Source organism: Nocardioides panzhihuensis, from assembly GCF_013408335.1.
Lineage (GTDB): Bacteria > Actinomycetota > Actinomycetes > Propionibacteriales > Nocardioidaceae > Nocardioides > Nocardioides panzhihuensis.
The window spans coordinates 1,383,031-1,408,275 of sequence record NZ_JACBZR010000001.1 but is presented as its reverse complement, the minus strand read 5'-3'; the positions used below and the strand labels follow the sequence as shown (position 1 = coordinate 1,408,275).

Here is a 25,245-nt window from a genome sequence, read left to right as displayed (position 1 = left end):
GCGCGACCCCGGCCCTGTTTCTCACCCGAAGGGGTGGTCGCGACAGTGAGGAGGCACACCCGCCCGGGTGAACTTCTCTTCGCAGCCGTTGGATGGCGGTCGATCGGGGCACTATCTGGACATGACGACGACGACTTTCGAGACAGACCTTCCCAGGGCCGAGCGACAGCGTCTGACCTCAGAGCTGTTGGCGAAGGCGCACAACGCCGATGGAGAAGAGCAGGAGCGACTCCTCGAGGAGGTCATCCTGCTCAATGCAGCGGTCGCGCGCTCGATCGCTCACCGCTACACCGGGCGCGGAATCCCCCGCGCCGATCTCGAACAGGTGGCGTACACCGCGTTGGTGCGAGCCGCGAAGAGCTTCCACCCGGACCGCGCCGACGATTTCCTCACCTACGCCGTGCCCACCATCCGTGGTGAGGTGAAGCGCTGGTTCCGCGACCACGGCTGGACCGTACGGCCGCCGCGGCCGATCCAGGAGCTGCAGAGCACGTTGCTGCGAATCGGCTCCGAGCGAGGCAACCTGCCCACCTCCGAGCTGGCCGAGATCGCCGACGTCCCGGAGCAGAAGGTGCGCGAGGCGCTCGACGCGCGTGGCTGCTTCACCCCCACCTCGCTGGATGCCCCGCTGCGGGCCGGCGACGGGCAGTCCTCGGGCGAGGCCACCATCGGTGACATGCTGCCCGGCATCGACGGAGGCTTGGCCGACTGTGAGACCCGACTCGCGCTGGAGCAGGCGATCAAGACGCTGAACAAGCGCGACCAGCTGGTGGTGCGGCTCCGCTACCTCGAGGACCGCAGTCAGGCCGAGATCGGCAAGACCATCGGCGTCACCCAGACGCAGGTCTCCCGGATCCTGACCCGGATCATCGACGAGCTGCGCGGCCAGCTCGAGGACGTAGGCATCGCCGCATGACCCACACCCACGACGGGTACGGGACGAAAGCCGACCCGACAACCAAGGAGACTGGCATGACGTACTCAACGATCACCGGCGAGCGCGACGACACCGCCCAGCGCTCATTGTGGAACGGCACCCCCAAGACCAAGTGGCAGGAGTCCTCTTGGGGCAAGCGGATCTCGGCCGTGGCCGCGTTCGCAGTGCCGATCGCGATAACTGTTGTCACCACCATGGTCCGCAAGAAGGGGACCGACGCCGTGCTGCGAAAGTTCAAGGGCGGAACGAAGAAGAAGTAAGGACGAAGCCCATGTGCCGGGCCATATGCGAATCGCATATAGCCCGGCACATGGGTTCGATCCAGGTCGTTGGTCCCGGTGAGCAGGCCGGCTGGTGCTGGTCTGCGAAGCAGTCAGCGGCCGACGGCCTCCTCGAGCTCAGCCTTGTTCATCTTCGAACGTCCCTCGATGTTCTTCTTCTTGGCCTCTTCGTACAACTGGGCCTTGGTGCGCCCGCCCGAGCCGCGGTGGCTGCGTAAGCCACCGCGGCGACTCGAGGAGATGTCCTTGGTCGAGGTGCGGCTGCTCTCGCGGGACTCGCCCTTGCGGGCGCGCTCCTTGTTCACCGTCCGAGCAGCGATCTCTTCGGCGGTGTCCTCGCTCTTGCCACTGTCGAGCGCACCTTCCTTGATGTGCTCGTACTGTCGCTCTCGCTTCTTGCTCCAGGCACGTTGCGGCATCTCAGCTCCTCCGTCTCGGCTGTTCGACGCGCTCCTCGTCGTCGGCGACATGCTTGTTCCGCTTGGCGTCGTAGAGCCAAGCGGCGACGCCCACCAGGACGACCATCACGCCTATCAGTATGAAGATGATTACTGGGGTGCTCATAGGTGTCCGGTACCCTTTTCCTGCCCCGGCTACGCGGCGAGGCCGACGCGCATCCGTCGAATGATCCGCGCCAGGGCGCGGGAGATCTGTGCTTGGGTGGCGCCGACCCGTTCGCCGATCTCGGCCTGGCTCAGGCCGTCCACAAACCGCAGCTGAAGGATCAACCGGTCGGTCTCATCCAGATCGCCGATCGCCTGCTCGACGACGACTCGTGCCTCCGCACGCTCGAAACCGGGGTCGGGATCCCCCATCTGCTCGAGCAGCTCGTCGTCGTCACCTCGAGGACGTGCGCAGCGGGCCTGCTCGCGGAAGCAATGACGGATCTCGCCGGTGGCCATCGGCACGGCATAGCTCAAGAACGCCCCCTGCTCGGGGTCATAGCGGCGAGCGGCCTTCACCAGCCCGACTCTTGCGGCCTGGCGAAGGTCCTCGACCTCGACGCCGCGGCCCGCGTAGCGGGCGGCGAGGGAACGGGCCACCGGGAGGTGACGTACGACCAGATCCTCCTGCGGCAGCGGAGCGTCTTGCTGAGCCGGAGCCGGAAGCGGCGAAGCCTGCGTCGTGTCCATGGTCCGAGTCTGCGCCGTAAACCCCTCGGATCCCCAGATCCACGTGGGATTTGGCCCTCAGGGGTGGGGTTGCCCCCACGGCCACCCACCCCTGAGGGTTAGTACCGCGACCCCGAGTCCGTGCCGGGGCCGCGGCCATCGGCGGCGAGACGTGGTGTCATCACTCCGGCGCTCGGGCACGGAGAGAGTCACCCAGACTGCTCCACCGATAGGTCTCCGGTAACCATCTGTGCCCCCACGGATGCGCCCGACTCCAACGAATCCGCATCGGGCGGCGCGAACCCGTGGGTGATCGCCCAGCTGACCGCCTGGCTGCGGGTCGCCACCTCGATCTTGCGGTAGGCCTGTCGGATGTGGCTCTTGAGCGTGTTGACGCTCACGACGAGCTTGTCGGCGATGTCCTTGTTGGACAGTCCTTGGGTGATCAGGGCGAGCACCTCGACCTCGCGGGTGGTGAGCCCGGCGACCGAGCCGAGCCGGTCCTCGTGCTCACCGATCGGCTCGCCGGCCGCGGTGGATTCGATGCTGCGTACGAGCTCACCGGCGTGCACGCTCATCGAGACCCACGCATGCGCGCCCAGCGAGTAGGCCCTGGCGCGCAGGTCCGGGCGCATGTCACGGCTGAAGATCAGCACCTTGGCGTCGGTCTCGCTCAGCAGATACCTGAGGTCGGTGCCATCGGTCAGGTGCAGCCCGAGGGTGTCGTAGAGGATCACATCGACGCCCGGCGCCTTGCTGCGTATGGCCGGAAGCGCTGTCACGACCAGTCGGTCCGGATAGTCCGCAAGCATCGTGGTGAGGCCGCGCATGACGACCTCCTGCGGGCTGACCACCGCGACCCGCAAAACCCCCGACCTCATCACTCCAGAACCCTCTCAGATCGGCGGTCGGCTGGACGGGTGTATGGAGAGAACACGCCGTGGGTACCAAGCCGACGTGCAAACATTACCCGAGTCAGGAGAAAATCTGTGTCCCACGTGACCGAAGCCCTCAAGAAGGCCTCGGAGCTTCCCGAGGGGGACGTGGTCCGGATCCTCCTGCAGCAGCACGCCGGCATTCGGCAGCTCTGCGCCACGGTGGGGAACTCGACCGGTCGGGCCAGACGCCAGGCGTTCGACGACCTCCGCGTCCTGCTCGCAGTGCACGAGACCGCCGAGGAGCTCGTCGTCCATCCGGTCGCCTCGGTCCATGGCGGCGAGACGCTCACCAAGGCGCTCGTCGCCGACGAGAAGGAGGCCACCGAGATGCTGGCCCAGCTCGAGGAGGTCGGCGTCGACAGCCCCGAGTTCGACGCGACCTTCCCGATCTTCCAGATCACCGTCGAGCAGCACGCCGAGGAGGAGGAGCGGGTCGAGTTCCCGCTGCTTCTCGCCGAGCTCGACGAGACCGCCCGCCAGGCGATGGGCAAGCGGCTGTCGGCGGCCGAACGGGTCGCACCGACCCGTCCCCACCCCGGCACTGCTGGCTCCGTGCCCAAGCAGCTGGCCACGATGCCGTTCCACTCCGTCGTGGACCGCGTCAGGGACGCGCTGAGCCGTTCCTGAGTGGCACAGTGGGTGCTGAGCGGCACCGACTACATCATCGAAGTCTTCAGATGGGAGCAGAACCATGGTCGAGAAGGAAAGCAAGGACCCCGTGACCGGCGCTGACGAGAGCACCGAGGCCCCGATCCCCTTCCCTACCCCGGAGCGGGTCGAGGAGGAGGGCGAGGAGCGCGATCCCCAGGACGAGGCCGCGGAGGAAACGTTCCCCGCCAGCGACCCGCAGTCCAGCTGGGCGGGCCCTGAGGACCCGCGCGACCGCTGAGCCCAGCGACAGCTGACCCTCAGGCCAGGCCCCGGCGCTCCAGCAGCGGAGCGATCGGGGCCGGCCTCCCCCGCCACTCCGCGTAGGACTCCAGCGGGTCCCGGGTGCCACCGATGCCGATCACGTAGCGGACGTACGCCTCGCCGTTCTCCCTAGTCAGGCCGCCGTTCTCCTTGAACCACGCCACCGTGTCGGCGTCGAGGAGCTCGGACCAGATGTAGGAGTAGTAGGCCGAAGCGTAGCCGCCGAAGATGTGCTTGAAGTACGCCGTGTAGTACCGCGCACGCACCGCCGGGTTGTCCAGGCCGACCGCCGAGAGCGTGGCCGCCTCGAACTCACCGACCGCCTCCGGCGAGGTCGGCACCTCGTCCGGAGCCAGCTCGTGCCAGGCCAGGTCGATGAGCGTGGCGGCGAGATACTCCGAGGTCGCGAACCCCTCGTTGAACGTGGCGGACGCCTCGAGCTTGCCGAGCACGTCGGCCGGGATCGGCTCCCCCGTCTCGTGATGCACCGCGTAGTTGGCCAGTACCTCGGGCCAGAGCATCCACATCTCGTTGACCTGGGACGGGTACTCGACGAAGTCGCGGTAGACCGACGTCGCCGCGAACCGCGGGTAGGTCGCCCGCGCCAGCAGCCCGTGGAGCGCATGCCCGAACTCGTGGAAGAGAGTGTTGACCTGGTCGAACGTCAGCAGCGTCGGCTCCCCCGGCGCCGGCTTGGGCACGTTGAGGTTGTTGGTCACGACCGCCGACGGCTCACTCAGCAGGGTGTTGGCGGTGACGTAGGAGTTCATCCAGGCACCGCCCTTCTTGGAGTCGCGCGTGTAGAGGTCGAGCAGGAAGAGCCCGATCGGCTCGCCGTCGCGGGAGACCTCGAAGACGCGCACCTCGGGGTGGTAGCCCTGCAGGTCGGGGCGCTCCTCGAAGCTCAGCCCGTAGAGCCGGGCGGCGGCGAAGAAGACGCCGTCGCGCAGCACCCGGTCCGCCTCGAACCACGGCCGCAGCACGGCCAGGTCGACGTCGTACTCCGAGGTCCTGACCTTCTCCGCGTAGTAGGGCCAGTCCCAGGCCGCGATCTTCCCACCTGCCGACGCCTCCAGGGCGGCCTGCTCGGCCCGGGCGTTGCGGGCCGCCGGGGCGGCGAGCCGCTCCAGCATGTCGCGGACAGCCTTCGGCGTACCGGCGGTGTTGTCGGCCGTCACCAGACCCGCGTAGCTGTCGAACCCGAGCAGCTGGGCTTTCTCGGCCCGCAGCCGCAGCGCGTCGAGCGCGATGGCGCGGGTGTCGTTTGCGTTGCCGCGCGAGCCGCGCGCGAGCTGCGCCTCGAACAGCCGCTGCCGCAGCTCCCGGTTCTCCAGCACGGACAGGTAGGGGTGGGCGGTGAACAGGGTCAGCGTGATCAGGAACTTGCCGGCGAGCCCGCGGCCTTCGGCGGCCGCCGCAGCCGCCGAGATCTCTCCCGGGGTCAGCCCGGCGAGCTCCTCGACGGTGTCGACGACCACGGCGAGGTCGTTGGAATCGGCCTGCGCGGCCTGCCCGAACGCCGCCTCCAGGCCCGAGATCTCCTGGTTGAGCTCGCGCAGCCGCGCCTTCTCCGTCGGGCCCAAGGCAGCGCCCGCGAGCACGAAGTCACGGTGATAGCGCTCGACCAGATAGCGGTGCTCACCTTCCAGCTCGGCCCGCTTCTCATAGACCGCGTTCACCCGGGCGAAGAGCGTGTCGTCGAGGAGCAGCGCGTCGTGGTGGGCCGCCAGCCGAGGAGCGTACGCAGCGTCGAGCTCGTCGAGGTCGTCGTCGGAGTCCGCGGAGAGCAGCGAGAAGAAGACCCGCAGGACCCGGTCCAGCCGCTCGCCGGACCGCTCCAGTGCGACGAGGGTGTTCTCGAAGGTCGGCTCCTCGGCGGACGAGGTGATCGCGGCCAGCGCCGCCAGCTGCTCGGCCATCCCCTGCTCGATCGCCGGGCCGTAGTCCTCGATCGAGATGTCCGCGAAGCGGGGCAGTCGGTGGGGCAGGTCGCTGGGCTCGAGTAGGGCGTCGATCACATCGCGCACGCTATCTGACACAGCGCGAGGTCGTCGCCGCGATATCGGCTACCTTGACACCATGTCTGACTTCGATGATCTGCTCGCCGCGAACCAGACCTACGCGGAGACTTTCGACGACGGTGGCTTCGACGGTGTCGCCCATGCCGGCGTCGCGATCGTGACCTGCATGGACTCTCGTATCGAGCCGCTCGCCATGCTGGGCCTGGGCCTGGGAGACGCCAAGATCTTCCGCAACCCCGGTGGCCGGGTCACCCCGCAGGCGATGGAGGCCCTGGTGCTCGGTGTGCACCTCCTCAACGTCAAGCGCATCCTGATCGTGCCCCACACCCGCTGCGCGGTCGCCTCCAACACCGAGGCCGCGCTGCGTGCCAAGATCGCCGAGTCCGCGGGCCAGGACGCGTCCTGGCTCGACCTGACCGTCGTCGTCGACGACCAGGCCCGCGCGCTCGCCGAGGACGTCGCCAAGGTCCGCTCGCACCCGTTCGTCCCCGAGGACGTCAAGGTCGGCGGGTTCATCTACGACGTCGACACCGGGCTGCTCAACCAGAAGGTCTGAGCCTACGACCCTGCGAGCGAAGCGAGCAGGGTCGTAACGCGAAGAGATCGAGCGTGACGACTGAGCGAGGTCGAACGGCGAGCTTGCTCGTCCGTTCGCGCCGAGCGAGGGAGTGAGGCGCCCGAAGGGCGCCAGCGCAGCGGGTGAGCCTGCGAACCCGCGAAGCGGGTCGAGATCTACGCCTCGAAATGACCTGCACCCCAACCATCGGTAGGTAAGAGTTGGGGCGTGAGCCTCACCGACCAGCCACCGCACGGCCCCGCACCGCGTGAGATCGCCGCGCAGGCGATCGACCTGCACAAGACCTACGGCAAGGATGCTGCGGAGGTGCGTGCGCTCGACGGCGTGAGCCTGGACCTCTACGCCGGCGAGTTCACCGCCATCATGGGGCCCTCAGGCTCGGGGAAGTCGACGCTGATGCACTGCCTGGCCGCGCTCGACAAGCCCACGACCGGCGAGGTGGTGGTCGGCGGTCGCAAGCTCGGCCGGCTGCGCGACCGCCGCCTCACCGAGCTGCGACGCGACAAGATCGGGTTCGTCTTCCAGGCGTTCAACCTGGTGCCGACGTTGACCGCGCAGGAGAACATCCTGCTGCCGCTCTCCCTGGCCCGGAAGAAGCCGGACCCGGGGTGGTTCGACCAGGTCATCGACACGGTCGGCCTGCGTCCGCGGCTCGACCACAAGCCGAGCGAGCTCTCCGGTGGGCAGCAGCAGCGGGTCGCCTGCGCCCGGGCGCTGGTCTCCAAGCCCGACATCGTCTTCGCCGACGAGCCCACCGGCAACCTCGACTCCACCTCGGCCGCCCAGGTGCTCGGCTTCCTGCGCCACAGCGTCGACGACCTCGGCCAGACCATCGTCATGGTCTCGCACGATCCGGTCGCGGCCTCCTACTGCGACCGGGTGATCTTCCTGGCCGACGGCCGCGTCGTCGACGAGCTGGCCAAGCCGAGCCGTGAGCAGATCCTGGCCCACATGGCCGACCTGCAGTCGCGGGCGATGGGACTGGCCCCGATCGGCGAGGGCGCCTGAGGGTGAACGAGCGTCAGCGAATGAACCAAACCATCGGCACCCCGCCACATCCGTACCCTGGCGCTTGCGCAACGGAGGCGGCGGCGTGAACGAGGGTGAGCGAGTGAACCAAACCATCGGCACGCCGCCACGTCCGTACCCTGGCGCTCGCGCAACGGAGGTGGCGGCGTGCTCCGGCTGACACTGCGCAACCTCGCCGCGCACAAGGTGCGCCTGCTCATGTCGACCCTCGCGATCGTGCTGGGCGTGGCGTTCCTGGCCGGCGTACTCACCTTCTCCCACGGGCTGGACCGCACCTTCTCCGGGATCATCAGCGGCTCCACGCCCGACGCTCAGGTACGCCCGGCCAACAGCGCCAGTGCCGCAGAGTCGGCCGCTCGTGCTGGCGGCGGCAGCGAGGCGATGCTGAAACCGGAGGCCATCGAGAGGCTCCGTACGCTGCCTGAAATCGCCCGCGCCGACGGCGTCGTCCAGGGCACCGGGCTCTATGTGCTCGACACCGAGGACAAGCTGGTCAGCAGCTCCGGTGCGCCGACGCTGGCCTTCAACCACACCGGCTCCCGCAACCTGCTCGGCGAGCCGATGCTCGAGCTCGAGGAAGGAAGCTGGCCGAAGACCGAGAAGGAGCTCGTCCTCGACGGAGCGACCGCGGAGAAGGCCGGCTACCGGGTGGGTGACGCGGTCACCCTCATCGCGCCCCAGGGCGAGACCCGTCGCAAGGTCACCCTTGCCGGCACCGCTGCCTTCAACGGCGGCGGCACCGCCGGCGCCCAGCTGCTCGTCTTCAGCACCGCGGGCGCGCAGAACCTGTTCACCGAGGGAAAGGACGTCTACGCCGCCGTCTCCCTGACCGCCGCCCCCGGCGTCAGCCAGAAGGAGCTCGTCGAGGCCGCGAGCACGGTCGTCCCGGACGGCTTCGAGGCCGTCACCGGCGACAAGGTGGTCGCGGAGTCCGAGGACGCCATCGGCGACTTCCTCGACGTGATCTCGGTCTTCCTGATCGTCTTCGCCGTGATCGCGGTCATCGTCGGTGCCTTCATCATCGTCAACACGTTCTCGATCCTGATCGCCCAGCGCTCGCGTCAGCTGGCGCTGCTGCGCGCCCTGGGTGCCTCGCGGCGCCAGGTCACCGCCTCGGTGCTCTTCGAGGCGCTGGTGATGTCGCTGATCGCAGCCACCATCGGCGTCCTCGCCGGCTGGGGGCTCGCCCACGGCCTGGCCGCCGCCTTCCGCCAGGCCGGGCTGGAGATCGCCTCCGACGTCCTCGTCCTCACCCCGCGCACCATCTGGATCTCCTACGCCGTGGGCGTCCTCGTCACGCTCTCCGCCGCCCTGCTCCCCTCCCGCCGGGCGGCGAAGGTCCCGCCGGTGGCGGCCATGCGCGAGGACACCCAGCCGCCGGCCAGATCCACCGTCCTGCGTACGTCGGCGGGGCTCGTCCTGCTGGCCGCCGGCCTCGGGCTCGCGGCGATGCCACGGATCGGGATCCCCGAGATCAGCCTGCCCGGCGGGTTCGAGGTGTCGACGAGCCCGGCACTGTGGGTCGGCGTCGGAGCCGGTGTCTCGATCCTCTCGGTCGCCTGGATCAGCGCGTTCTTGGGCCGTCCGGTGTTGGCTGCGCTTCGTACGCTGTCCGGTCTGGCCTTCGGGATGACCGGCAAGCTGGCCGGCCAGAACGCGATGCGCGACCCACGGCGCACCGGCGCCACCGCCTCCGCGCTGATGATCGGGCTCGCGCTGGTCTCCCTGATCGGGGTGCTCGCCGCCTCGATGAACGCCTCCGTCAGCGACGTCGTCGAGGAGGAGTTCAAGCCCGACCTGATCGTGCAGAGCCCGACCTACACCCCGTTCCCGGCCTCGATCGGCGACGAGATGGAGAAGGTGGAGGGCGTCGCCACCGTCTCCCGCGCCCAGGTGGCCCAGGCCGTCCTCGGCAAGGTGGATCTGCAGAACCCCAAGAAGAACGAGCCCGCGTTCCTCTTCGGCGTCGACGAGCACATGTCACGGATCTACGATCTGGACGCCCTCGAGGGCAGTGACGACGTCAAGCCCGGTCAGGTGCTGGTCACCGAGGAGACCGCGAAGGAGCACAAGTGGCAGCTCGGCGACCGTATCGACCTCACCTTCCGCAGCGGCCGCCAGCTGCAGCCGCAGATCAGCGGGATCATCGCCGAGACCCAGGTCACCGGAGACATCACCGTGCGCATCGAGGACCTCGTCGAGGCGAAGGTGCCGCGTGAGGACGCCTCGCTCAGCATCCTGCTCGCGCGCGGCGCCGACCCGGCCGTGGTCCACGAGCGTCTCGACAAGCTCGTCGCGGACCGTCCGGTGGTCGCGGTGCAGGACAAGGAGGAATTCGCCCAGTCGATCAAGGGGCAGGTCAACCAGCTGCTCTACATGATCTACGGCCTGCTCGCGCTGGCGATCGTGATCGCCGTGATCGGCATCGTCAACACCCTGGGCCTCAGCGTCATCGAGCGCACCCGGGAGATCGGGCTGCTGCGCGCCATCGGCCTCTCCCGCGGCCAGCTGCGCCGGATGATCACCCTGGAGTCGGTGACGATCGCGGTGCTCGGCGCGGTCCTCGGGCTCGCCCTCGGGGTGCTCTTCGGGGTGCTGCTGCGCGACGCTCTGCGTGACGACCTCACCAGCCTGTGGGTGCCGCTCGACCAGCTGGCCGTGTTCCTGGCGGTCGCCGTGGCCGTCGGCGTACTGGCCGCTCTCGTCCCGGCGATCCGGGCCGGGAGGCAAGACGTCCTCAAGGCCATCGCAACGGAGTAGCCTGCTGGGGTGAGCACCGAACGCCCCACCGACCTGCCCGAGCCCACCCTCCGCGTCAGCCCGCAGGAATCAGCCGCGGTCGGGATCTCGGGAGTGGTTCACTCGATGGAGTACGCCCTGCGCGAGATGGGCCCCAAGCGAAGCCTGCAGACGCTGCTGAAGGTCAACCAGGTCGGCGGCTTCGACTGTCCCTCGTGCGCCTGGCCGGACCCCGACCACCGCAAGGCGGCCGAGTTCTGCGAGAACGGCGCCAAGGCGGTGGCCTGGGAGGCCACCCGCAAGCGGGTCGACCGTTCCTTCTTCGCCGCCAACTCGGTCGCCTCGCTCACCGAGCGAGACGACCACTGGCTGGAGGCCCAGGGCCGGCTGACCGAGCCGATGTACATCGCCCCGGGCGGCACCCACTACTCCCCCATCACCTGGTCTGACGCGATCTCGCTGATCGCCGACCGGATGCACGCGACCGCCCCGGACCGCTCGGTCTTCTACACCTCCGGGCGGGCCTCCAACGAGGCCGCGTTCGCCTATCAGCTGCTCGCCCGCCAGCTCGGCACCAACAACCTGCCCGACTGCTCCAACATGTGCCACGAGTCCAGCGGCACCGCGCTCGGCGAGGTCATCGGCATCGGCAAGGGCACGGTCACCTACGACGACCTCGCAGAGCATTCCGACCTGATCTTCATCGTCGGCCAGAACCCCGGCACCAACCACCCGCGGATGCTGACCGCGCTCGAGTCCGCCAAGGAGAACGGCGCCAAGGTCGTCTCGGTCAATCCGCTTCGCGAGGCCGGTCTGGGGCGGTTCCGCAACCCACAGAACGTACGCGGCGTCACCGGTGTCGGCACCAAGCTCGCCGACGTCCACGTGCCCGTGCAGGTCAACGGCGATCTGGCGCTGTTCGCCGGGATCAACAAGCTGCTCGTCGAACGGGATGCCGTCGCCCACACGTTCCTGGAGGAGCACACCGACGGCTTCGAGGTCGCCGCGCAGGCGTGGGCGGCGATGGAGTGGGACGAGATCACCCGGCTCAGCGGCATCTCCCGCGAGGAGATCGAGTCGCTGACCGACCTGATCGAGAGCCGCGAGCGCATCATCGTCTGCTGGGCGATGGGCCTGACCCAGCACAAGAACTCGGTCGCCACGATCCGCGAGATCGCCTCGTTCCTGCTGCTGCGCGGCAACATCGGCAAGCCGGGTGCGGGCGCCTGCCCCGTCCGGGGGCACTCGAACGTGCAGGGCGACCGCACGATGGGGATCTGGGAGAAGCCGCCGGCGTGGTTCCTCGACGCCGTCCGCGACGAGTTCGGCATCACGCCGCCGCGGGAGGAGGGTTTCGACGTGGTCGCCGCGATCGAGGCGATGCGCGACGGCGCCGTCGACGTCTTCGTCGCCCTCGGCGGCAACTTCGCCGCGGCGACCCCCGACACCGCCGTCACCACCGCCGCGCTGGCCAACGTCGGGCTCACCGTGCAGATCTCGACCAAGCTCAACCGTAGCCATCTCCACCACGGCCGCGAGGCTCTGATCCTGCCCTGCCTGGGACGCACCGAGCGCGACGAGACCGGCGGCCGTGAGCAGTACGTCACCGTCGAGGACTCGATGGGCATGGTCCACGCCTCCTACGGCCGGCTGCTGCCCGGCTCGAAGGAGCTGCGCAGCGAGGTCGGCATCATCTGCGCCATCGGCGAGGCCGCGCTCGGCTCGTCCGAGGGCGTCGACTGGGCCGCGATGGGCAGCGACTACTCCAGGATCCGTCGGCACATCTCCGCGGTGATCCCCGGTTTCGAGGACTTCGAGACCCGGCTGAAGGCGCCCGGCGGCTTCGCCCTGCCCAACGGTCCGCGCGACTCCCGCACCTTCGACACCGCGACCGGGCGGGCCCGTGTCACCGCCAACCCGCTGACCGCGCTCACGGCTCCCCCCGGACACCTGCTGCTGCAGACGCTGCGCTCCCACGACCAGTTCAACACCACCGTCTACGGCTACGACGACCGCTACCGCGGCATCAAGGGCGGGCGCCACGTCGTCTTCGTGAACGCCGAGGATCTCCTCGAGCTCGGCATCGCCGACGGCGACACCGTCGACATCGTCTCGGTCTGGACCGACGGGGAGCGCCGCGCCGAGGGGTTCCGTGTCGTCGCCTACGCCACCCCTCGAGGCTCGGCCGCGGCGTACTTCCCGGAGACGAACGTCCTCATCCCGCTCGACTCCTACGCCGACGGCAGCCGCACCCCGACCTCGAAGTCGGTCGTGGTTCGCCTCGACCCTCGTCGAGTCGGCTCATCCTGACCTGAGATCCCGTCGAGTCGGCTCATCTGACCACAATCCCCGTCGAGTCGGCGCGTCATGACGCGCCGACTCGACGATGGGCCAGGTCAGCTTGCGCCGACTCGGCATGCGGCGGGGCACCCATCCCCGCGGTCCCGGGCTCTCGGGAATTACATTGCAGGGTCCGATGTTTGGACCTAACGTGATCAGCATGTTCCTCGTGGTTTCCGAGCACCACCTGTCAGGCAAGAGCCTGGCGGGCGCTCCCACGTGGGCACCGTCAGTCGATCGCACCGGCGCTCGAAGCTGACCCTCCTCCTGACCCGCAGGACCCGCGGAGGAGGGTGGCCCGCACCGGCCCCCTTCATCGCGGTGACAGCGCTGTGAGGGCTTGCCGGAGGGTCCTGGCTCACCCCGAAATCTTCTGACACACCTAGGATCTCTCATGGCCAAGAGCCAGTTCGTGCGGACCAAGCCGCACCTCAACATCGGGACGATGGGTCACGTCGACCACGGCAAGACGACGCTGACCGCCGCGATCACCAAGGTGCTCGCGGAGCGCGACCCGAGCGTGAACCGCTTCATCGCCTTCGACGGCATCGACCGTGCCCCGGAGGAGCTGCAGCGCGGGATCACGATCAACATCTCGCACGTCGAGTACGAGACCGCGACCCGCCACTACGCGCACGTCGACATGCCCGGGCACGCCGACTACGTGAAGAACATGATCACCGGCGCCGCCCAGGTGGACGCCGCGATCCTGGTCGTCTCCGCGCAGGACGGCGCCATGCCGCAGACGCGCGAGCACGTGCTGCTCGCGCGCCGGGTGGGGGTGCCGTACCTGGTCGTGGCCCTCAACAAGGCCGACATGGTCGACGACCCGGAGCTGCTCGACCTGGTCGAGCTGGAGGTCCGTGACCTCCTCTCCGAGTACGGGTTCCCGGGCGACGACGTACCTGTCGTGCGGGTCTCCGGGCTGAAGGCGCTGGAGGGCGACCCGGAGTGGACCGTCGCGATCGGCGACCTGCTGGACGCGGTCGACGCCTACGTGCCGGTGCCGGACCGCGCTCTCGGTGAGCCGTTCCTGATGCCGATCGAGAACGTCGTCACGATCACCGGCCGCGGCACCGTGGTCACCGGTGCTGTCGAGCGCGGGACGCTGAAGGTCGGCGACGCGGTCGAGATCGTGGGTCTCGGCCCGACGATCACCAGCACGGCGATCGGCATGGAGACGTTCGGCAAGTCGCTGGAGTCCGCTGACGCGGGCGACAACGCGGCCGTGCTGCTGCGTGGCATCAAGCGCGACGAGGTCCGCCGTGGCCAGGTCGTGGCTCTGCCGGGCAGCGTCCGTCCGCACCGGAGGTTCCGCGCGAACCTGCACGCGCTGTCCACCGCCGAGGGTGGTCGACACACTCCGTTCGCCGCCGACTACCGGCCGCAGTTCTTCTTCCGGACCACGGACGTGCCCGGCGGGATCGACCTGGGTGAGATCGCCCTGGTGATGCCCGGCGACACGATCGAGCTCGGGGTGGAGCTGGAGAAGCCGATCGCGATGGACGTCGGTCTCGGCTTCGCGGTCCGCGAGGGTGGTCACACCGTCGCCGCCGGCACCGTGACCGAGCTGCTCGACTAGAGAACGGGACGGCCCTCACCTGGTGGGGGCCGTTCCTCATCTCTCAGCTGCGGGGGCGCCACCGCTTCCACAGCGCCTCGCCCTCGGCGCGGACCTTCCCTTCCCACTCAAGCCTGACCAGCGCGGTGATCTGGTCCTCGCCGGCGTCCTTGGTGGAGGCGACCAGCGTGACCGGCTCCCGGAGCGGTGCCGGCCGCCGGTAGCGTACGTCGAGCCCGGCCGTGACATACGCCAGCGACTCCCCCTCGGCGGGCAGCCAGCCGTTGAGGAAGGCCTCCTGGTGCACCGCGGCGGCGCTGTGGCAGTCGAGCAACGTCGCGATGACCCCTCCGTTGAGGAATCCACCGCCGTTGTCGTGCTGCGGCCACGGCTGGAAGGTCGCCGTCACGCTCCCGTCCAGCTGCGGATAGCTCTTCAGCCGGAGCCCCTCGGCGTTGGCCGGCCCGCACCCGAAGCAGGTCATCGTCGGCCACCACTCGTCCTGCAACGCCATCATCTTCACCGCGCCACCATAACCATCTCCCCGGCCGGTCAGCCGATCCCGGTCTTGAAGCCCTCCCGCCAGCTGGCGTACGACGGCTTCCAGCCGAGCTCGCGCTTGGCCTTGGCGTTGGAGGAGCCGCGCACCGAGGTCATCAGCGCGACCCCGAACTCGCCGATCAGCGGCCGCGCGAGCCAGGCCGGGAGCCGCATCGGCTTCCGGCCACCGACCTGCTCGGCCAGGAACGGCATCCACTGGTTCACCGGAGCGGGCTCGTCGTCGACGATGTTGTAGATGCCCGGCGCCCCTCCCTCGACCGCCGCGACGGTCGCCGCACCGACGTCGTCGATGTGGACGAACGACCACACTCCGGTGCCACCGCCGACCACCGGCATCTTGCCCTTGCGCAGCATCTCCCCGATGGCGCCGTCGCGGGACGCCGCGTTGCCGGGACCGTAGAAGTTGCCGTAGCGAAGCACCAGCCCCTCGAGGTCGGATCCGCCGGGCGCCGGGCCTGTCGAGCGGCGTATCGAGCTTGTCGAGATGACCACGGCGTCCTCCAGGTGACGGATCGCCGCGAGGCTGCCGCGCGCCTCCTTGCCGGGGTCGCCGATGAACGGAGAGGTCTCGTCCTTGACCCAGCCGCCGGTGCGCTCATGGGTCCATCCGCCACCGAAGCTCTGCGCGACGAAGCGCCGCACCCCGGCTGCCCGGGCAGCCGCCAGCAGGTGGTCGGTGCCCTCGGTCCGCAGCCGGTTGGTCATCGCGAAGTCCTGGTCCCACCTCTTCAGGTTCCCGCCGATGCCGCTCAGGGCGGTGAGCTGGTGCACGACGACCTCGGGCTCGGCCTCGGCGACGGCGGCACGGACGCTCTGAGCGTCCAGCGGATCCATCAGGATCCCGGTCGCACCCATGTCCGCCAACGTGTCGCGGCCGGCGTCGTGGCGGGTCGAGCCGTAGACCTCGTGTCCGGCGGCCACCAGCAGCGGCACCATCCGGAGGCCGACCACGCCGGTTCCACCTGCGATGAAGATACGCATCTCGAGTTCCTCTCGTCGTTGTTGACCCCACCGACGAAACAACCTGCGCTCGCGTGACAGCTGGCGTAAGGTCCTGCACTCGTGGACCTCGCCAGCGCTCATGACGGGCTCCGCCCGCTGATGTTCTCGATCGCCTACCGGATGCTCGGCAGCGTCGCCGAGGCGGAGGACATCGTGCAGGAGGCGTTCCTGCGGATGCACCGCAGCACTCAGTACTCCGAGGGCGAGATCGACAACCTCGACGCGTACGCCACGACGGTCACCACCCGGATCGCCATCGACACCCTGCGCTCGGCCCGCCACCGCCGCGAGCAGTACGTCGGGCCGTGGCTGCCCGAGCCGATCCTGGTCTCCGACGAGGATCCGAGCCACCGGATCGAGCTTGACGAGACCGTCAGCACCGCGTTCCTGGTCCTGCTGGAGTCGCTCACGCCGGTCGAGCGCGCGGTGTTCGTGCTGCGCGAGGTGCTGGGCTACGACTACGAGGACATCGCCCCGGTCGTCGACAAGAGCGCCACCAACTGCCGCCAGATCTTCAACCGCGCCCGCAAGCGGATCGCCGACGGGACACCGCGGTTCGACCCTTCACGCGAGCGCCGCGACCAGCTCGCCTCTCAGTTCGTCGCCGCGCTGTCCGCGGGCGACGTCACCGGCCTGGAGCGACTGCTCGCCGAGGACGTCGTGTTCGTCGCCGACGGCGGCGGTCGTGCTCCCGCGATCCAGAGGCCGATGTCCGGCGCCGTCGCCGTCGCCCGCTTCCTGCTCGGGCTCATGCGTCAGGGCGATCGCCTGGGCGTACGTCTCGAGCTCTCGCACGCCAACGGGCAGCCGGCGATGCTCACGCGAGGAGCCGGCGGCGCCCTGCTGGGGGTCATCGCGCTCGATGTCGACGGCGGCCGGATCGTACGGATGCACAACGTGCTCAACCCCGACAAGCTCGGCCACCTGGGTGAGGTCGGCGACCTGTTCGCACTCCTGGCCGGGGACTAGCCGGTCGAGGCTCTACTCGTCCAAGGCTCTACTCGTCCAAGAGCGTACGCAGCGACTGATCGACCAACGGCCGCCCCAGCGCTCCCTCCGCCAGCGCTTCGCGCAGGGCGGCGACCGAGTCCAGATCGCCGACGAGACCGACGAGCTCGCCGACCTCCTCCCCCATCTCGGCCGGCGTGGTCGACGCGACCGGACGGTCGAGGAGCAGCGGGCAGTCGACCGGACCCCCCTCGGGCTCCGGGTGGTTCAGAGCGGCGACCCAGCACCCGATCTCGAAGCGCAGCGGCGCGCTCGGCCCGGCCGCCTGGGCGCGCAGGTCGATGTACCAGACGATGTCGTCGCGCTTGGGGTCACCGAGCCGGTGATGGCCCTTGCGCAGCGGCATGCCGCCGGCCTTGAACGCCTTCGTCGCCGCGGTCCGGGCTGCCTTCTGGTCCATCGGTGCTGTCCCGGTCCTAGAAGTCGAGGTCGGTCTCGGAGAGCTGACCGCCCCCGGCGACGATGAACTCCTTGCGCGGTGCCACCTCGGAGCCCATCAGCAGGTCGAAGACCGCCGCGGCCGCGTCGGCGTCGTCCAGCGTCAGCCGGCGAAGCGTACGGTGCCGTGGGTCCATCGTGGTCTCGGCCAGCTGGTCGGCATCCATCTCGCCCAGGCCCTTGTAGCGCTGCACCGGGTCCTTCCAGGAGACGTTCTTCTTCTTCAGCTCGGCGAGCTTCCGCTGCAGTTCCTGGTCGGAGTAGGTGTAGACGTACTTGTCCATCCCCTTCTTGGGGTTGGAGATCTCGATCCGGTGCAGCGGCGGCACCGCGGTGTAGACCTTGCCCGCCGCGATCAGCTCGGGCATGTACTTGAAGAACAGGGTCGCCAGCAGCGTACGGATGTGGGCGCCGTCGGAGTCGGCGTCGGCCATAAAGATGATCTTGCCGTAGCGCGCCGCGTCCAGGTCGAAGCCGCGGCCCGTGCCGGTCCCGACCACCTGGATGATCGAGGAGCACTCGGCGTTCTTCAGCATGTCGCCGACCGAGGCCTTCTGGACGTTGAGGATCTTGCCGCGGATCGGCAGAAGCGCCTGGAACTCGGAGTTGCGGGCCACCTTGGCGGTGCCGAGCGCGGAGTCACCCTCGACGATGAACAGCTCGGCGCGGTCGTCGGTGGTGCGGCAGTCGGCCAGCTTGGAGGGCAGCGCGGAGGACTCCAGCGCGTTCTTGCGCCGCTGGTTCTCCTTCTGCTGACGCAGCGAGAGGCGGGTCTTGGAGGCGGAGTACACCTTCTCCATCACCAGCTTGGCCTGCGCCTTCTGTGCGCCGCGCGACTCGGTGAGGAACTTCTTCATCTCCGCGGCCACGACCTTGCGCACCACGCTGCGAGCGGCCGGGGTGCCGAGGATCTCCTTGGTCTGCCCCTCGAACTGCGGCTCGGCCAGGCGCACCGTCACCACCGAGGTCAGCCCCTCGAGGACGTCCTCCTTGACGATGTCCTTGTCGTTGACCTTGAGCACCTTCGCGGCGCGCATGGCGTCGTTGAACGTCTTCGTCATCGCGTTCTCGAAGCCACTGACGTGGGTGCCGCCCTTCGGGGTGGCGATCACGTTGACGAAGGAGCGGACCTCGGTGTCGTAGCCGCTGCCCCACCGCACCGCGATGTCGACGCCGAGCTCGCGCTCGACGTCCTGCGGGGTCATGTGGCCGGCGTCGTCGAGCATCGGCACGGTCTCGGTGAAGGTGTCCGACCCCTGCAGCCGGAGTACGCCGCTGACCGGCTCGTCCTTGGCCAGGAAGTCGACGAACTCGGCGATGCCCCCGTCGTGACGGAACTTCTCCTCGAGCGGGCCCTCGTTGCCGGACCCGGACAGGTCGCGGATGACCAGCTCGAGGCCGGGAACGATGAAGCTGGTCTGCCGGGCGCGGCCGAGCAGCCCCTCGAGCTCGAAGCGCGCGTCCTTGGTGAAGATCTGCTTGTCCGGCCAGAACCGGATCCGGGTGCCGGTCCTGCCCTTCGCGACCCGCTTGCCCTTGCGAGTCAGACCGCTCTGCGGCGTGAAGCCGGCGGTCGGGCCGTCACCGTCGAACACGCCGGGCACGCCGCGGCGGAAGGACATCCCCTGCTGGGCCGGCGAGCGGTCCACGTCGATGTCCATCCGGCTGGAGAGCGCGTTGACGACCGAGAGACCGACGCCGTGCAGACCGCCGGTGGCGTTGTAGGAGCCGCCGCCGAACTTTCCGCCCGCGTGCAGCTTGGTCGCGACCACCTCGACGCCGGGGAGGCCGGTGCGGGGCTCCTTGTCGGTCGGGATGCCGCGGCCGTCGTCGAAGACCTCCACGGAGCCGTCGGGGTGCATCGTGACCTCGACGTGGTGGGCGAATCCGGCCAGCGCCTCGTCGACGCCGTTGTCGATGATCTCCCACAGGCAGTGCATGAGGCCCCGGGTGTCCGTCGAGCCGATGTACATACCGGGACGCTTGCGAACCGCCTCCAGGCCCTCGAGGACGAGGAGGTGCGCGGCGTTGTAGGTGTTGTCAGAGATGATCGGCTCCTGGCTGTACTGCATTACTGCGCTGTTTCTCGGTGCAGCTGCGTGGGGGTTGCTCAGATGAAATCTACCGTGCGACACGCCCGACTCTTACGCAGGCACGCGGCAACGGGCCGGTGCGCCGTCGAGCGGCACACCTGGGTCGTGATCGGTCCGTTACGCGGAACTTGCGGGTTTCGATGCACGAAATGGTCGGTCGACAGGTAAGAATGTCTCCACGGACAGCGATGTCCTGCGGGGTAGGTTCCGACCCGGATCCCCGACTTGGAGCGACAACTGCAAGGATTAGAGGTGCGACGGCGGTAAGAGTCCGCGAAGAGACGCTAGCGACCTAGGGAATCTTCCAAGGCTCACGTACGTTATCCCGGCGCAACCATGATTCAGAAATGAGGCCGATGTGACCACTGCCGTTGCCACCAGCTCGCCGCTCACGTCCGAGGACCGTTGCGACCGGTGCGGAGCGCAGGCCTACGTACGTGCGGAGCTCCACTCCGGCGGCGAACTCCTGTTCTGCGCTCATCACGCCCGCGAGCACGGTGAGAAGCTCAAGGAGATCGCGAGCTCCATCATCGACGAGACCCACAAGCTCACCGAGAAGAGCTGACCCGCCCACCTACTCCCCGAAGGCCCGGACCACTATGGTCCGGGCCTTCGGCGTACGTCCCGGATCACGGGGCTAGGGTTCGCTCCGTGAGTCTCGTCGAAGTCATCGTCGCGCTGGTCATCGCCTTCGGCATCGCCGGCATCATCGTCCCCGTCCTGCCAGGGGGTGCGCTGCTCGTCGCCGCCGCGATCCTCGGCTGGGCCATCTGGCTGGGAGAGTCCACCGGATGGGTGGTCTTCGGCATCTCCGCCGCCTTCATCGCCATCGGGCTGGTCACCAAGTACGCCATCCCCGGCAAGCACCTCAAGGACTCCGGGATGCCGCTGTCCACCCAGATCGTCGGCGCAGTCCTCGCCATCGTCGGCTTCTTCGTGATCCCGGTCGTCGGCGTCTTCGTGGGCTTCCCTGTCGGTGTCTTCCTGGCCGAGCTGCGCCGCCACGGCGGCAACGCGGGCGACGCCTGGGCCTCCACCTGGATCGCGCTGAAGGCCGTCGGCCTGTTCATCCTGATCGATGCCGTCGCCGCCACCCTGGCCACCATCACCTGGGTCGTGGGGTTGTTCCTCACCTAGGTTCGTCGGTCGAGCCGTGAGCGTCAGCGAGCGTGTCGAGACCAACACAGTAGGTGGCCGTGTTGGTCTCGACACGCCTCCGCCTAGCGGCTCCGGCGGCTCGACCAGCGGTGCTGGCGATCAGCCGTCGGTGACGGTCACATCGTCGGCCATGACGTATGCGATCCGGTGGTTGAACCAGATCTGGTAGTAGGTCGTGTCGCCGCTGATCACGATGCAGTCGGGGACACCGCCGACCGTGGCGCAGTTGAAGTTGTTCGCCTTGTAGTAGTCGGTCGGGACGTCGGCGTCGGCCAGGACGTACTTCTGACCAGCGGGGATGGTGTACTGCAGCGGCGCGATCGTCCGCGGCGTCACGCCTTCGGGGTAGTCACTGGCCTTCGTGGGGTAGGCGGTGCCGTAGATCTTGGCGGCGACGCCGGCCTTCGGGGTCACGACCTTGCCGTCGGAGGGCAGGAGTACGTCGTCGGGGTTCTGGATCCACCCCTGCTTGCCGCCGAACCAGATCCCCCACCAGTCCGAGCGGGTTCGGTCGTTGACGACGACCTTCTGACCGGCCGCGAGGCGAGGGCCCCAGTTGGACACCCTGGCGGAGCCGCCGACGACGGTGTCCGGCAGCAGCGGGGCCGCGGTGGACGGCGCGGAGTAGACGTTGACGAAGTTGGTGCCCCGGTCGCTCGGGCACGGGACGCCTGCCGCCGTGCAGCCGGTCATCACGTTGCCGGTGTTGGTGTCGAAGTCCTGGTTGACCGTCCAGATCTGGCTACGCGAGTGCCGGTCGGGCTTGATCGGCGAGCGGAGCAGGTCGAAGTAGTGGCTCCAGTCCCAGTAGGGGCCCGGGTCCCAGTGCATGCCGGCGACATTGGCCGGCGCGACGCCCTGGATCTGGTCGTGGCCGATGATGTGCGCCCGGTCCAGCGGGACGTCGTACTTGGCGGCCAGGTAGCCGACCAGAGAGGCCGAGGTCTGGTACATCGCCTCGGTGTACCACGCGCCGTTGGCCGCGTAGCCCTCGTGCTCGAGCCCGATCGAGTGGCTGTTGACGTACCAGTTTCCAGCATGCCAGCCGATGTTCTTGCCCGGGATGTGGTGGGCGACGTGGCCGTCGACCGAGCGCAGCGTGTAGTGCCAGCCGAGGTAGGTCGGGTCCTGGACCAGTCTCACGGTGCCGTTGTAGGAGGTCTCGGTGTCGTGGATGATGATGTAGTCGATCGAGCCTTCGTCGGGCCGGTTGGCGAGGTCGTGGTTGCCGTAGTCGCCGATCGTGTCGCCGGTCTGCGCGTACGGTGCCGGCAGCGACTCACAGCCGAGCGTCGTCGGACACTCCGGCTCCGCAGCGGTCGAGCCTGTCGAGGAGTCGGCGAGCTCGAGCCGTCCGATCGCCTCCTTGCTGACCGCGACCGGCTTGGCGGCCAAGGTGACCCGGTGGCCGTCGTTGGTCGTACGCGACTCCCCCGCGCTCAGGGTCGCGAAGACCTGGCGGGCGAACTGGAGCGCGGTCGCCTCGTCGGCGGCTCCGCTGTAGCGACCGACCGCAGCACTCCAGTCAGCCAGAGTCTCGGCCCCGCCCGCGGCCTCCTGGTAGTCGGCCAGCACCGCGGCGCCGCCGCAGATGTTGGCGACCGCGTCCTCGCGCAGGTCGGCGACCGGGATCCCGGTGATGTCGTTGGCCGTACGCAGCGTCTCGACCTCACCCAGCCTGATCGCCTCCTCACGCTGGTGCGGGGTGCGCTCCTGTTGGGAGCCGTCGCCCTTGCCGAGCGGGTCGGGATGGGCCTCGGTGTGCTCCGCCAGCGCAGGCAGGTCGGTCAGGTGCATCGGGCCGTAGCCACCAGATGTGCTCGGCGCCTCGCCATGGGCGTCCCAGCGCGACTCCATGTAGGAGACGGCCAGCAGCACCTCTGCGGGCACCCCGCTGGTCTCGGCTGCTCGGTCGAAGACGGCCTGCCGGTCGTCGGAGCCTTCCAGACAGGCCTTCCAGTCAGGCTCGGAGGCCGAGGCGACCGCGGTGATCGGCACCGCGGCGAGCAGGCCCGCGATCAGTGCTCCGGCCGCGGCCAGCGCGGGCCGGTGTGGACGTGAGAGACGCATAGGCACGAGAAACCTCCCAGGACAGGAAATCTGACGCGTGCAACCTAGCCGAGTCCGCAGTTGTTACGGGCGAGTCTGCGGAAATGGCGAACGCCCTCCCAGATATCCGGGAAGGCGTTCGGGGTGATCTTAGCCAGAATCAGTCGAGATAGTCGCGCAGAACCTGCGAACGCGACGGGTGTCGCAGCTTCGACATCGTCTTGGACTCGATCTGACGGATGCGCTCGCGGGTGACCCCGTAGACCTTGCCGATCTCGTCTAAAGTCTTCGGCTGGCCGTCGGTCAGGCCGAAGCGCATGCTCACGACGCCGGCCTCACGCTCGGAGAGCGTGTCGAGCACCGCGTGGAGCTGCTCCTGGAGCAGCGTGAACGAGACCGCGTCGGCCGGGACGATCGCCTCGGAGTCCTCGATCAGGTCACCGAACTCGGAGTCGCCGTCCTCACCCAGCGGGGTGTGCAGCGAGATCGGCTCGCGACCGTACTTCTGGACCTCGATGACCTTCTCCGGGGTCATGTCGAGCTCCTTGGCGAGCTCCTCCGGGGTGGGCTCGCGGCCCAGGTCCTGGAGCATCTGACGCTGGACGCGGGCCAGCTTGTTGATGACCTCGACCATGTGCACCGGGATACGGATGGTGCGGGCCTGGTCGGCCATCGCACGGGTGATGGCCTGACGGATCCACCACGTCGCGTAGGTCGAGAACTTGTAGCCCTTGGTGTAGTCGAACTTCTCGACCGCACGGATCAGACCGAGGTTGCCCTCCTGGATCAGGTCGAGGAAGAGCATGCCGCGGCCGGTGTAGCGCTTGGCCAGCGAGACGACCAGGCGCAGGTTGGCCTCGAGGAGGTGGTTCTTGGCGCGCTTGCCGTCCTCGGCGATCCACTCGAGCTCGTCGAGGATCTTCGGGGTGATCTTGCCGCCCTTGCCGAGCTTCTCCTCAGCGAAGAGGCCGGCCTCGATCCGCTTGGCGAGCTCGACCTCCATCTCCGCGTTGAGCAGCGGGACCTTACCGATCTGCTTGAGGTAGTCCTTGACCGGGTCGGCGGTCGCACCGGCGACCATGACGGTCTGCTCGGGCTCGTCGGTGTCGTCGGAGGTCGAGACGACGAAGCTCTGCTTCGAAGCCTCCTTCTCGTCCTCCTTGATCGTCGGATCGGCGACGACGTCCTTCTCGAACTGCTCGTCGGGGATGTCGGGCAGCACCTTCTTGCCGTCGGGGCCGACCGGGACGACGACCGGGGCGTCCGTCTCGGTCTCCGAGTCGTCGACCACGATGTCGTCGACGTCGACCTCGACGTCCTCGAGGATGATCTCCTCGCCGTCTTCGTCGATCTCGGTCGTCTTCTTGGGCTCAGGCGCGTCGGCCTTCTTCGCCACGGCCTTCTTGGCCGGCTTCTCGGCCTCGGCCTTCTTGGCGGCGGCCTTCTTCGCCGGCGCCTTGGCCGTGGTCGTCTTGCGGGTCGAGGTCGTCGCCGCCGCTGCACGGCTGGTCACTGCGGTGCCGAGGTCCACCGAGATACCGAGCGTGCTCAGGTGGCCGAGCAGCGCCTTGAGATGCCTGGGCTCGACCGCGGCGTCCTCGCTGGCCTGGCGGACCTGGTCTGGGCTCACCCGTCCAGTCGGCTTGGCCTGGTCGATCAGTGCCTTCACGGCAGGGTGGGCGAGTACCTCAGCGGGTATCTTGCGCGCGTTCGAGGACACGAACACCTCTCCGTCGAACTTGGTCGAGACTTATCAAAAACTCAGTTTGGGCGCGGCAGGGCCCGGGGTCGTCAAGAGCCGCAGATTCATTCTGCCACGGTGATGGTGAACAGTCCCCATCCGGGGCCCGTTTCCGTCACCGACTCATTCGGATGCTTTGGCTGCGGCCTTCTTCTGCTGTTTGTAGTCACGCACCTTCTGCAACGACTCGACGTCGATGACGTCAGCCACAGAACGGTAACCATCCAGCGAGTAGTCCCCGACGGCCTCTTCCCAGCCCTCGGGTCGCACTCCCAGCTGCTTGGCCAGCAGCGAGACGAAGATCTGCGCCTTCTGCTTCCCGAAACCCGGGAGCGCCTGGACCCGCTTGAGCAGATCCTTGCCACTGGTGGCCTCGGTCCACAGCCGGGTGACGTCGCCGCCGTACTCGTTGGTGACGATGGTCGCGATCCCCTGCACCTTCGCCGACATCGAGCCGGGGAACCGGTGGATCGCCGGCGGGGTCGAGGCGACCGTCTTGAACTCGTCGGGATCCATCTCGGCGATCTTGGCGGGATCCAGATGCCCCAAGCGGGTCACCAGCTTGTGACCTCCCTTGAACGCATCCTCCATCCGATACTGCTGATCGAGGGCCATGCCCAGCAGCAGCGCGAACGGATCCTCGGTGAGCAGCTTGTCAGCGGCCTCGTCGCCGGTGATTTGGAGCGAAGGCATGAGAGCCATCTTGCCTCATCCCGCAACTATCCATGAGGTCATGCCTGTGGATAGC

The 25,245-nt window shown here is 68.5% G+C and carries 24 protein-coding genes; 12 read left to right on the top strand and 12 right to left on the bottom strand.

Annotation, left to right across the window (positions count from 1 at the left end):
- Window positions 1-121 precede the first annotated feature (121 nt).
- Both BJ988_RS06580 and BJ988_RS06575 read left to right on the top strand, forming a co-directional pair.
- The gene (locus BJ988_RS06580; RefSeq protein WP_179657289.1) at window positions 122-916 is read left to right on the top strand and encodes a sigma-70 family RNA polymerase sigma factor; all 795 of its coding nucleotides are present in this window, start codon (window positions 122-124) and stop codon (window positions 914-916) included.
- Between the two features lie 56 nt (window positions 917-972).
- Window positions 973-1,197 carry a hypothetical protein gene (locus BJ988_RS06575; RefSeq protein ID WP_179657288.1) on the top strand — a complete coding sequence of 75 codons (225 nt, stop codon included), beginning with the start codon at window positions 973-975 and terminating at the stop codon, window positions 1,195-1,197.
- A gap of 113 nt (window positions 1,198-1,310) precedes the next feature.
- Here BJ988_RS06575 and BJ988_RS06570 read toward each other — a convergent pair whose 3' ends face one another.
- From BJ988_RS06570 to BJ988_RS06555, 4 genes are all read right to left on the bottom strand, one after another.
- The gene (locus BJ988_RS06570) at window positions 1,311-1,637 is read right to left on the bottom strand and encodes a plasmid stabilization protein (RefSeq protein ID WP_179657287.1); all 327 of its coding nucleotides are present in this window, start codon (window positions 1,635-1,637) and stop codon (window positions 1,311-1,313) included.
- A gap of 1 nt (window position 1,638) precedes the next feature.
- Window positions 1,639-1,782: a hypothetical protein gene (locus tag BJ988_RS06565; protein WP_179657286.1), complete on the bottom strand. Its 144-nt coding sequence runs from the start codon at window positions 1,780-1,782 to the stop codon at window positions 1,639-1,641.
- A gap of 29 nt (window positions 1,783-1,811) precedes the next feature.
- Entirely contained in the window at window positions 1,812-2,351 is a 540-nt protein-coding gene (locus tag BJ988_RS06560) for a sigma-70 family RNA polymerase sigma factor (RefSeq protein WP_179657285.1), read from the bottom strand.
- Window positions 2,352-2,539: 188 nt separating this feature from the next.
- Window positions 2,540-3,211: a helix-turn-helix transcriptional regulator gene (locus BJ988_RS06555; RefSeq protein ID WP_179657284.1), complete on the bottom strand. Its 672-nt coding sequence runs from the start codon at window positions 3,209-3,211 to the stop codon at window positions 2,540-2,542.
- A 108-nt stretch (window positions 3,212-3,319) separates the two neighbouring features.
- On the opposite strand from BJ988_RS06555, the gene BJ988_RS06550 reads away from it, so the two are divergent.
- Complete coding sequence (locus tag BJ988_RS06550; RefSeq protein WP_179657283.1) at window positions 3,320-3,895, top strand: hemerythrin domain-containing protein; 576 nt, start codon at window positions 3,320-3,322, stop codon at window positions 3,893-3,895.
- A gap of 64 nt (window positions 3,896-3,959) precedes the next feature.
- Window positions 3,960-4,157: a hypothetical protein gene (locus tag BJ988_RS06545; RefSeq protein ID WP_179657282.1), complete on the top strand. Its 198-nt coding sequence runs from the start codon at window positions 3,960-3,962 to the stop codon at window positions 4,155-4,157.
- Between the two features lie 19 nt (window positions 4,158-4,176).
- Here the strand turns inward: BJ988_RS06545 and BJ988_RS06540 are convergent, their stop codons facing one another.
- On the bottom strand, window positions 4,177-6,198 hold the full coding sequence (locus BJ988_RS06540; RefSeq protein ID WP_179657281.1) for a M3 family metallopeptidase: 2,022 nt from the start codon (window positions 6,196-6,198) through the stop codon (window positions 4,177-4,179).
- Window positions 6,199-6,259: 61 nt separating this feature from the next.
- Here BJ988_RS06540 and BJ988_RS06535 point away from each other — a divergent pair, with 61 nt between their 5' ends.
- The 5 genes from BJ988_RS06535 (at window position 6,260) to tuf (ending at window position 14,468) form a co-directional block, all read left to right on the top strand.
- Entirely contained in the window at window positions 6,260-6,757 is a 498-nt protein-coding gene (locus BJ988_RS06535) for a beta-class carbonic anhydrase (protein ID WP_179657280.1), read from the top strand.
- Window positions 6,758-6,985: 228 nt separating this feature from the next.
- Entirely contained in the window at window positions 6,986-7,786 is an 801-nt protein-coding gene (locus BJ988_RS06530) for an ATP-binding cassette domain-containing protein (RefSeq protein WP_179657279.1), read from the top strand.
- 168 nt (window positions 7,787-7,954) lie between these two features.
- Window positions 7,955-10,567 (top strand): FtsX-like permease family protein, encoded by a 2,613-nt coding sequence (locus tag BJ988_RS06525; RefSeq protein ID WP_179657278.1) that lies wholly within the window; start codon window positions 7,955-7,957, stop codon window positions 10,565-10,567.
- A gap of 9 nt (window positions 10,568-10,576) precedes the next feature.
- Window positions 10,577-12,856, top strand: coding sequence for an FdhF/YdeP family oxidoreductase (locus BJ988_RS06520; RefSeq protein WP_179657277.1), 2,280 nt, complete (start codon window positions 10,577-10,579; stop codon window positions 12,854-12,856).
- 424 nt (window positions 12,857-13,280) lie between these two features.
- A complete protein-coding gene (gene tuf, locus BJ988_RS06515; RefSeq protein WP_179657276.1) occupies window positions 13,281-14,468 on the top strand; it encodes an elongation factor Tu in 1,188 nt (395 codons plus the stop codon).
- A 43-nt stretch (window positions 14,469-14,511) separates the two neighbouring features.
- On the opposite strand, the gene BJ988_RS06510 is transcribed toward tuf, so the two are convergent.
- Both BJ988_RS06510 and BJ988_RS06505 read right to left on the bottom strand, forming a co-directional pair.
- Window positions 14,512-14,964: a PaaI family thioesterase gene (locus BJ988_RS06510; protein ID WP_218861345.1), complete on the bottom strand. Its 453-nt coding sequence runs from the start codon at window positions 14,962-14,964 to the stop codon at window positions 14,512-14,514.
- Window positions 14,965-14,999: 35 nt separating this feature from the next.
- Window positions 15,000-15,989, bottom strand: coding sequence for an NAD-dependent epimerase/dehydratase family protein (locus tag BJ988_RS06505; RefSeq protein ID WP_179657274.1), 990 nt, complete (start codon window positions 15,987-15,989; stop codon window positions 15,000-15,002).
- Between the two features lie 81 nt (window positions 15,990-16,070).
- On the opposite strand from BJ988_RS06505, the gene BJ988_RS06500 reads away from it, so the two are divergent.
- On the top strand, window positions 16,071-16,979 hold the full coding sequence (locus BJ988_RS06500) for an RNA polymerase sigma-70 factor (protein WP_179657273.1): 909 nt from the start codon (window positions 16,071-16,073) through the stop codon (window positions 16,977-16,979).
- A 28-nt stretch (window positions 16,980-17,007) separates the two neighbouring features.
- Here BJ988_RS06500 and BJ988_RS06495 read toward each other — a convergent pair whose 3' ends face one another.
- Window positions 17,008-17,418, bottom strand: coding sequence for a hypothetical protein (locus BJ988_RS06495; RefSeq protein WP_179657272.1), 411 nt, complete (start codon window positions 17,416-17,418; stop codon window positions 17,008-17,010).
- A gap of 16 nt (window positions 17,419-17,434) precedes the next feature.
- Window positions 17,435-19,528, bottom strand: coding sequence for a DNA gyrase/topoisomerase IV subunit B (locus tag BJ988_RS06490; protein ID WP_179657271.1), 2,094 nt, complete (start codon window positions 19,526-19,528; stop codon window positions 17,435-17,437).
- Window positions 19,529-19,907: 379 nt separating this feature from the next.
- Between BJ988_RS06490 and BJ988_RS06485 the strand changes: the two genes are divergently transcribed.
- Window positions 19,908-20,114, top strand: a complete 207-nt coding sequence (locus tag BJ988_RS06485; protein ID WP_179657270.1) for a DUF7455 domain-containing protein — start codon at window positions 19,908-19,910, stop codon at window positions 20,112-20,114.
- A gap of 86 nt (window positions 20,115-20,200) precedes the next feature.
- Window positions 20,201-20,686, top strand: coding sequence for a DUF456 family protein (locus tag BJ988_RS06480; RefSeq protein WP_179657269.1), 486 nt, complete (start codon window positions 20,201-20,203; stop codon window positions 20,684-20,686).
- Between the two features lie 120 nt (window positions 20,687-20,806).
- Here BJ988_RS06480 and BJ988_RS06475 read toward each other — a convergent pair whose 3' ends face one another.
- The 3 genes from BJ988_RS06475 to BJ988_RS06465 all read right to left on the bottom strand — a co-directional run bounded on the left by BJ988_RS06475 (window position 20,807) and on the right by BJ988_RS06465 (window position 25,199).
- Complete coding sequence (locus BJ988_RS06475; protein WP_179657268.1) at window positions 20,807-22,777, bottom strand: N-acetylmuramoyl-L-alanine amidase; 1,971 nt, start codon at window positions 22,775-22,777, stop codon at window positions 20,807-20,809.
- A 139-nt stretch (window positions 22,778-22,916) separates the two neighbouring features.
- Window positions 22,917-24,287 carry an RNA polymerase sigma factor gene (locus tag BJ988_RS06470; RefSeq protein ID WP_343051835.1) on the bottom strand — a complete coding sequence of 457 codons (1,371 nt, stop codon included), beginning with the start codon at window positions 24,285-24,287 and terminating at the stop codon, window positions 22,917-22,919.
- Window positions 24,288-24,620: 333 nt separating this feature from the next.
- Complete coding sequence (locus BJ988_RS06465) at window positions 24,621-25,199, bottom strand: HhH-GPD-type base excision DNA repair protein (protein WP_179657266.1); 579 nt, start codon at window positions 25,197-25,199, stop codon at window positions 24,621-24,623.
- Window positions 25,200-25,245: the final 46 nt, after the last annotated feature.

What these genes read in the sequence shown, in the direction of transcription:
- BJ988_RS06580 (WP_179657289.1), top strand. Translation starts at nt 122, where the DNA reads ATGACGACGACGACTTTCGAGACAGACCTTCCCAGGGCCGAGCGACAG.
- BJ988_RS06575 (WP_179657288.1), top strand. Translation starts at nt 973, where the DNA reads ATGACGTACTCAACGATCACCGGCGAGCGCGACGACACCGCCCAGCGC.
- BJ988_RS06570 (WP_179657287.1), bottom strand. Translation starts at nt 1,637, where the DNA reads ATGCCGCAACGTGCCTGGAGCAAGAAGCGAGAGCGACAGTACGAGCAC.
- BJ988_RS06565 (WP_179657286.1), bottom strand. Translation starts at nt 1,782, where the DNA reads ATGAGCACCCCAGTAATCATCTTCATACTGATAGGCGTGATGGTCGTC.
- BJ988_RS06560 (WP_179657285.1), bottom strand. Translation starts at nt 2,351, where the DNA reads ATGGACACGACGCAGGCTTCGCCGCTTCCGGCTCCGGCTCAGCAAGAC.
- BJ988_RS06555 (WP_179657284.1), bottom strand. Translation starts at nt 3,211, where the DNA reads ATGAGGTCGGGGGTTTTGCGGGTCGCGGTGGTCAGCCCGCAGGAGGTC.
- BJ988_RS06545 (WP_179657282.1), top strand. Translation starts at nt 3,960, where the DNA reads ATGGTCGAGAAGGAAAGCAAGGACCCCGTGACCGGCGCTGACGAGAGC.
- BJ988_RS06535 (WP_179657280.1), top strand. Translation starts at nt 6,260, where the DNA reads ATGTCTGACTTCGATGATCTGCTCGCCGCGAACCAGACCTACGCGGAG.
- tuf (WP_179657276.1), top strand. Translation starts at nt 13,281, where the DNA reads ATGGCCAAGAGCCAGTTCGTGCGGACCAAGCCGCACCTCAACATCGGG.
- BJ988_RS06510 (WP_218861345.1), bottom strand. Translation starts at nt 14,964, where the DNA reads ATGATGGCGTTGCAGGACGAGTGGTGGCCGACGATGACCTGCTTCGGG.
- BJ988_RS06505 (WP_179657274.1), bottom strand. Translation starts at nt 15,989, where the DNA reads ATGCGTATCTTCATCGCAGGTGGAACCGGCGTGGTCGGCCTCCGGATG.
- BJ988_RS06495 (WP_179657272.1), bottom strand. Translation starts at nt 17,418, where the DNA reads ATGGACCAGAAGGCAGCCCGGACCGCGGCGACGAAGGCGTTCAAGGCC.
- BJ988_RS06490 (WP_179657271.1), bottom strand. Translation starts at nt 19,528, where the DNA reads ATGCAGTACAGCCAGGAGCCGATCATCTCTGACAACACCTACAACGCC.
- BJ988_RS06475 (WP_179657268.1), bottom strand. Translation starts at nt 22,777, where the DNA reads ATGCGTCTCTCACGTCCACACCGGCCCGCGCTGGCCGCGGCCGGAGCA.
- BJ988_RS06465 (WP_179657266.1), bottom strand. Translation starts at nt 25,199, where the DNA reads ATGGCTCTCATGCCTTCGCTCCAAATCACCGGCGACGAGGCCGCTGAC.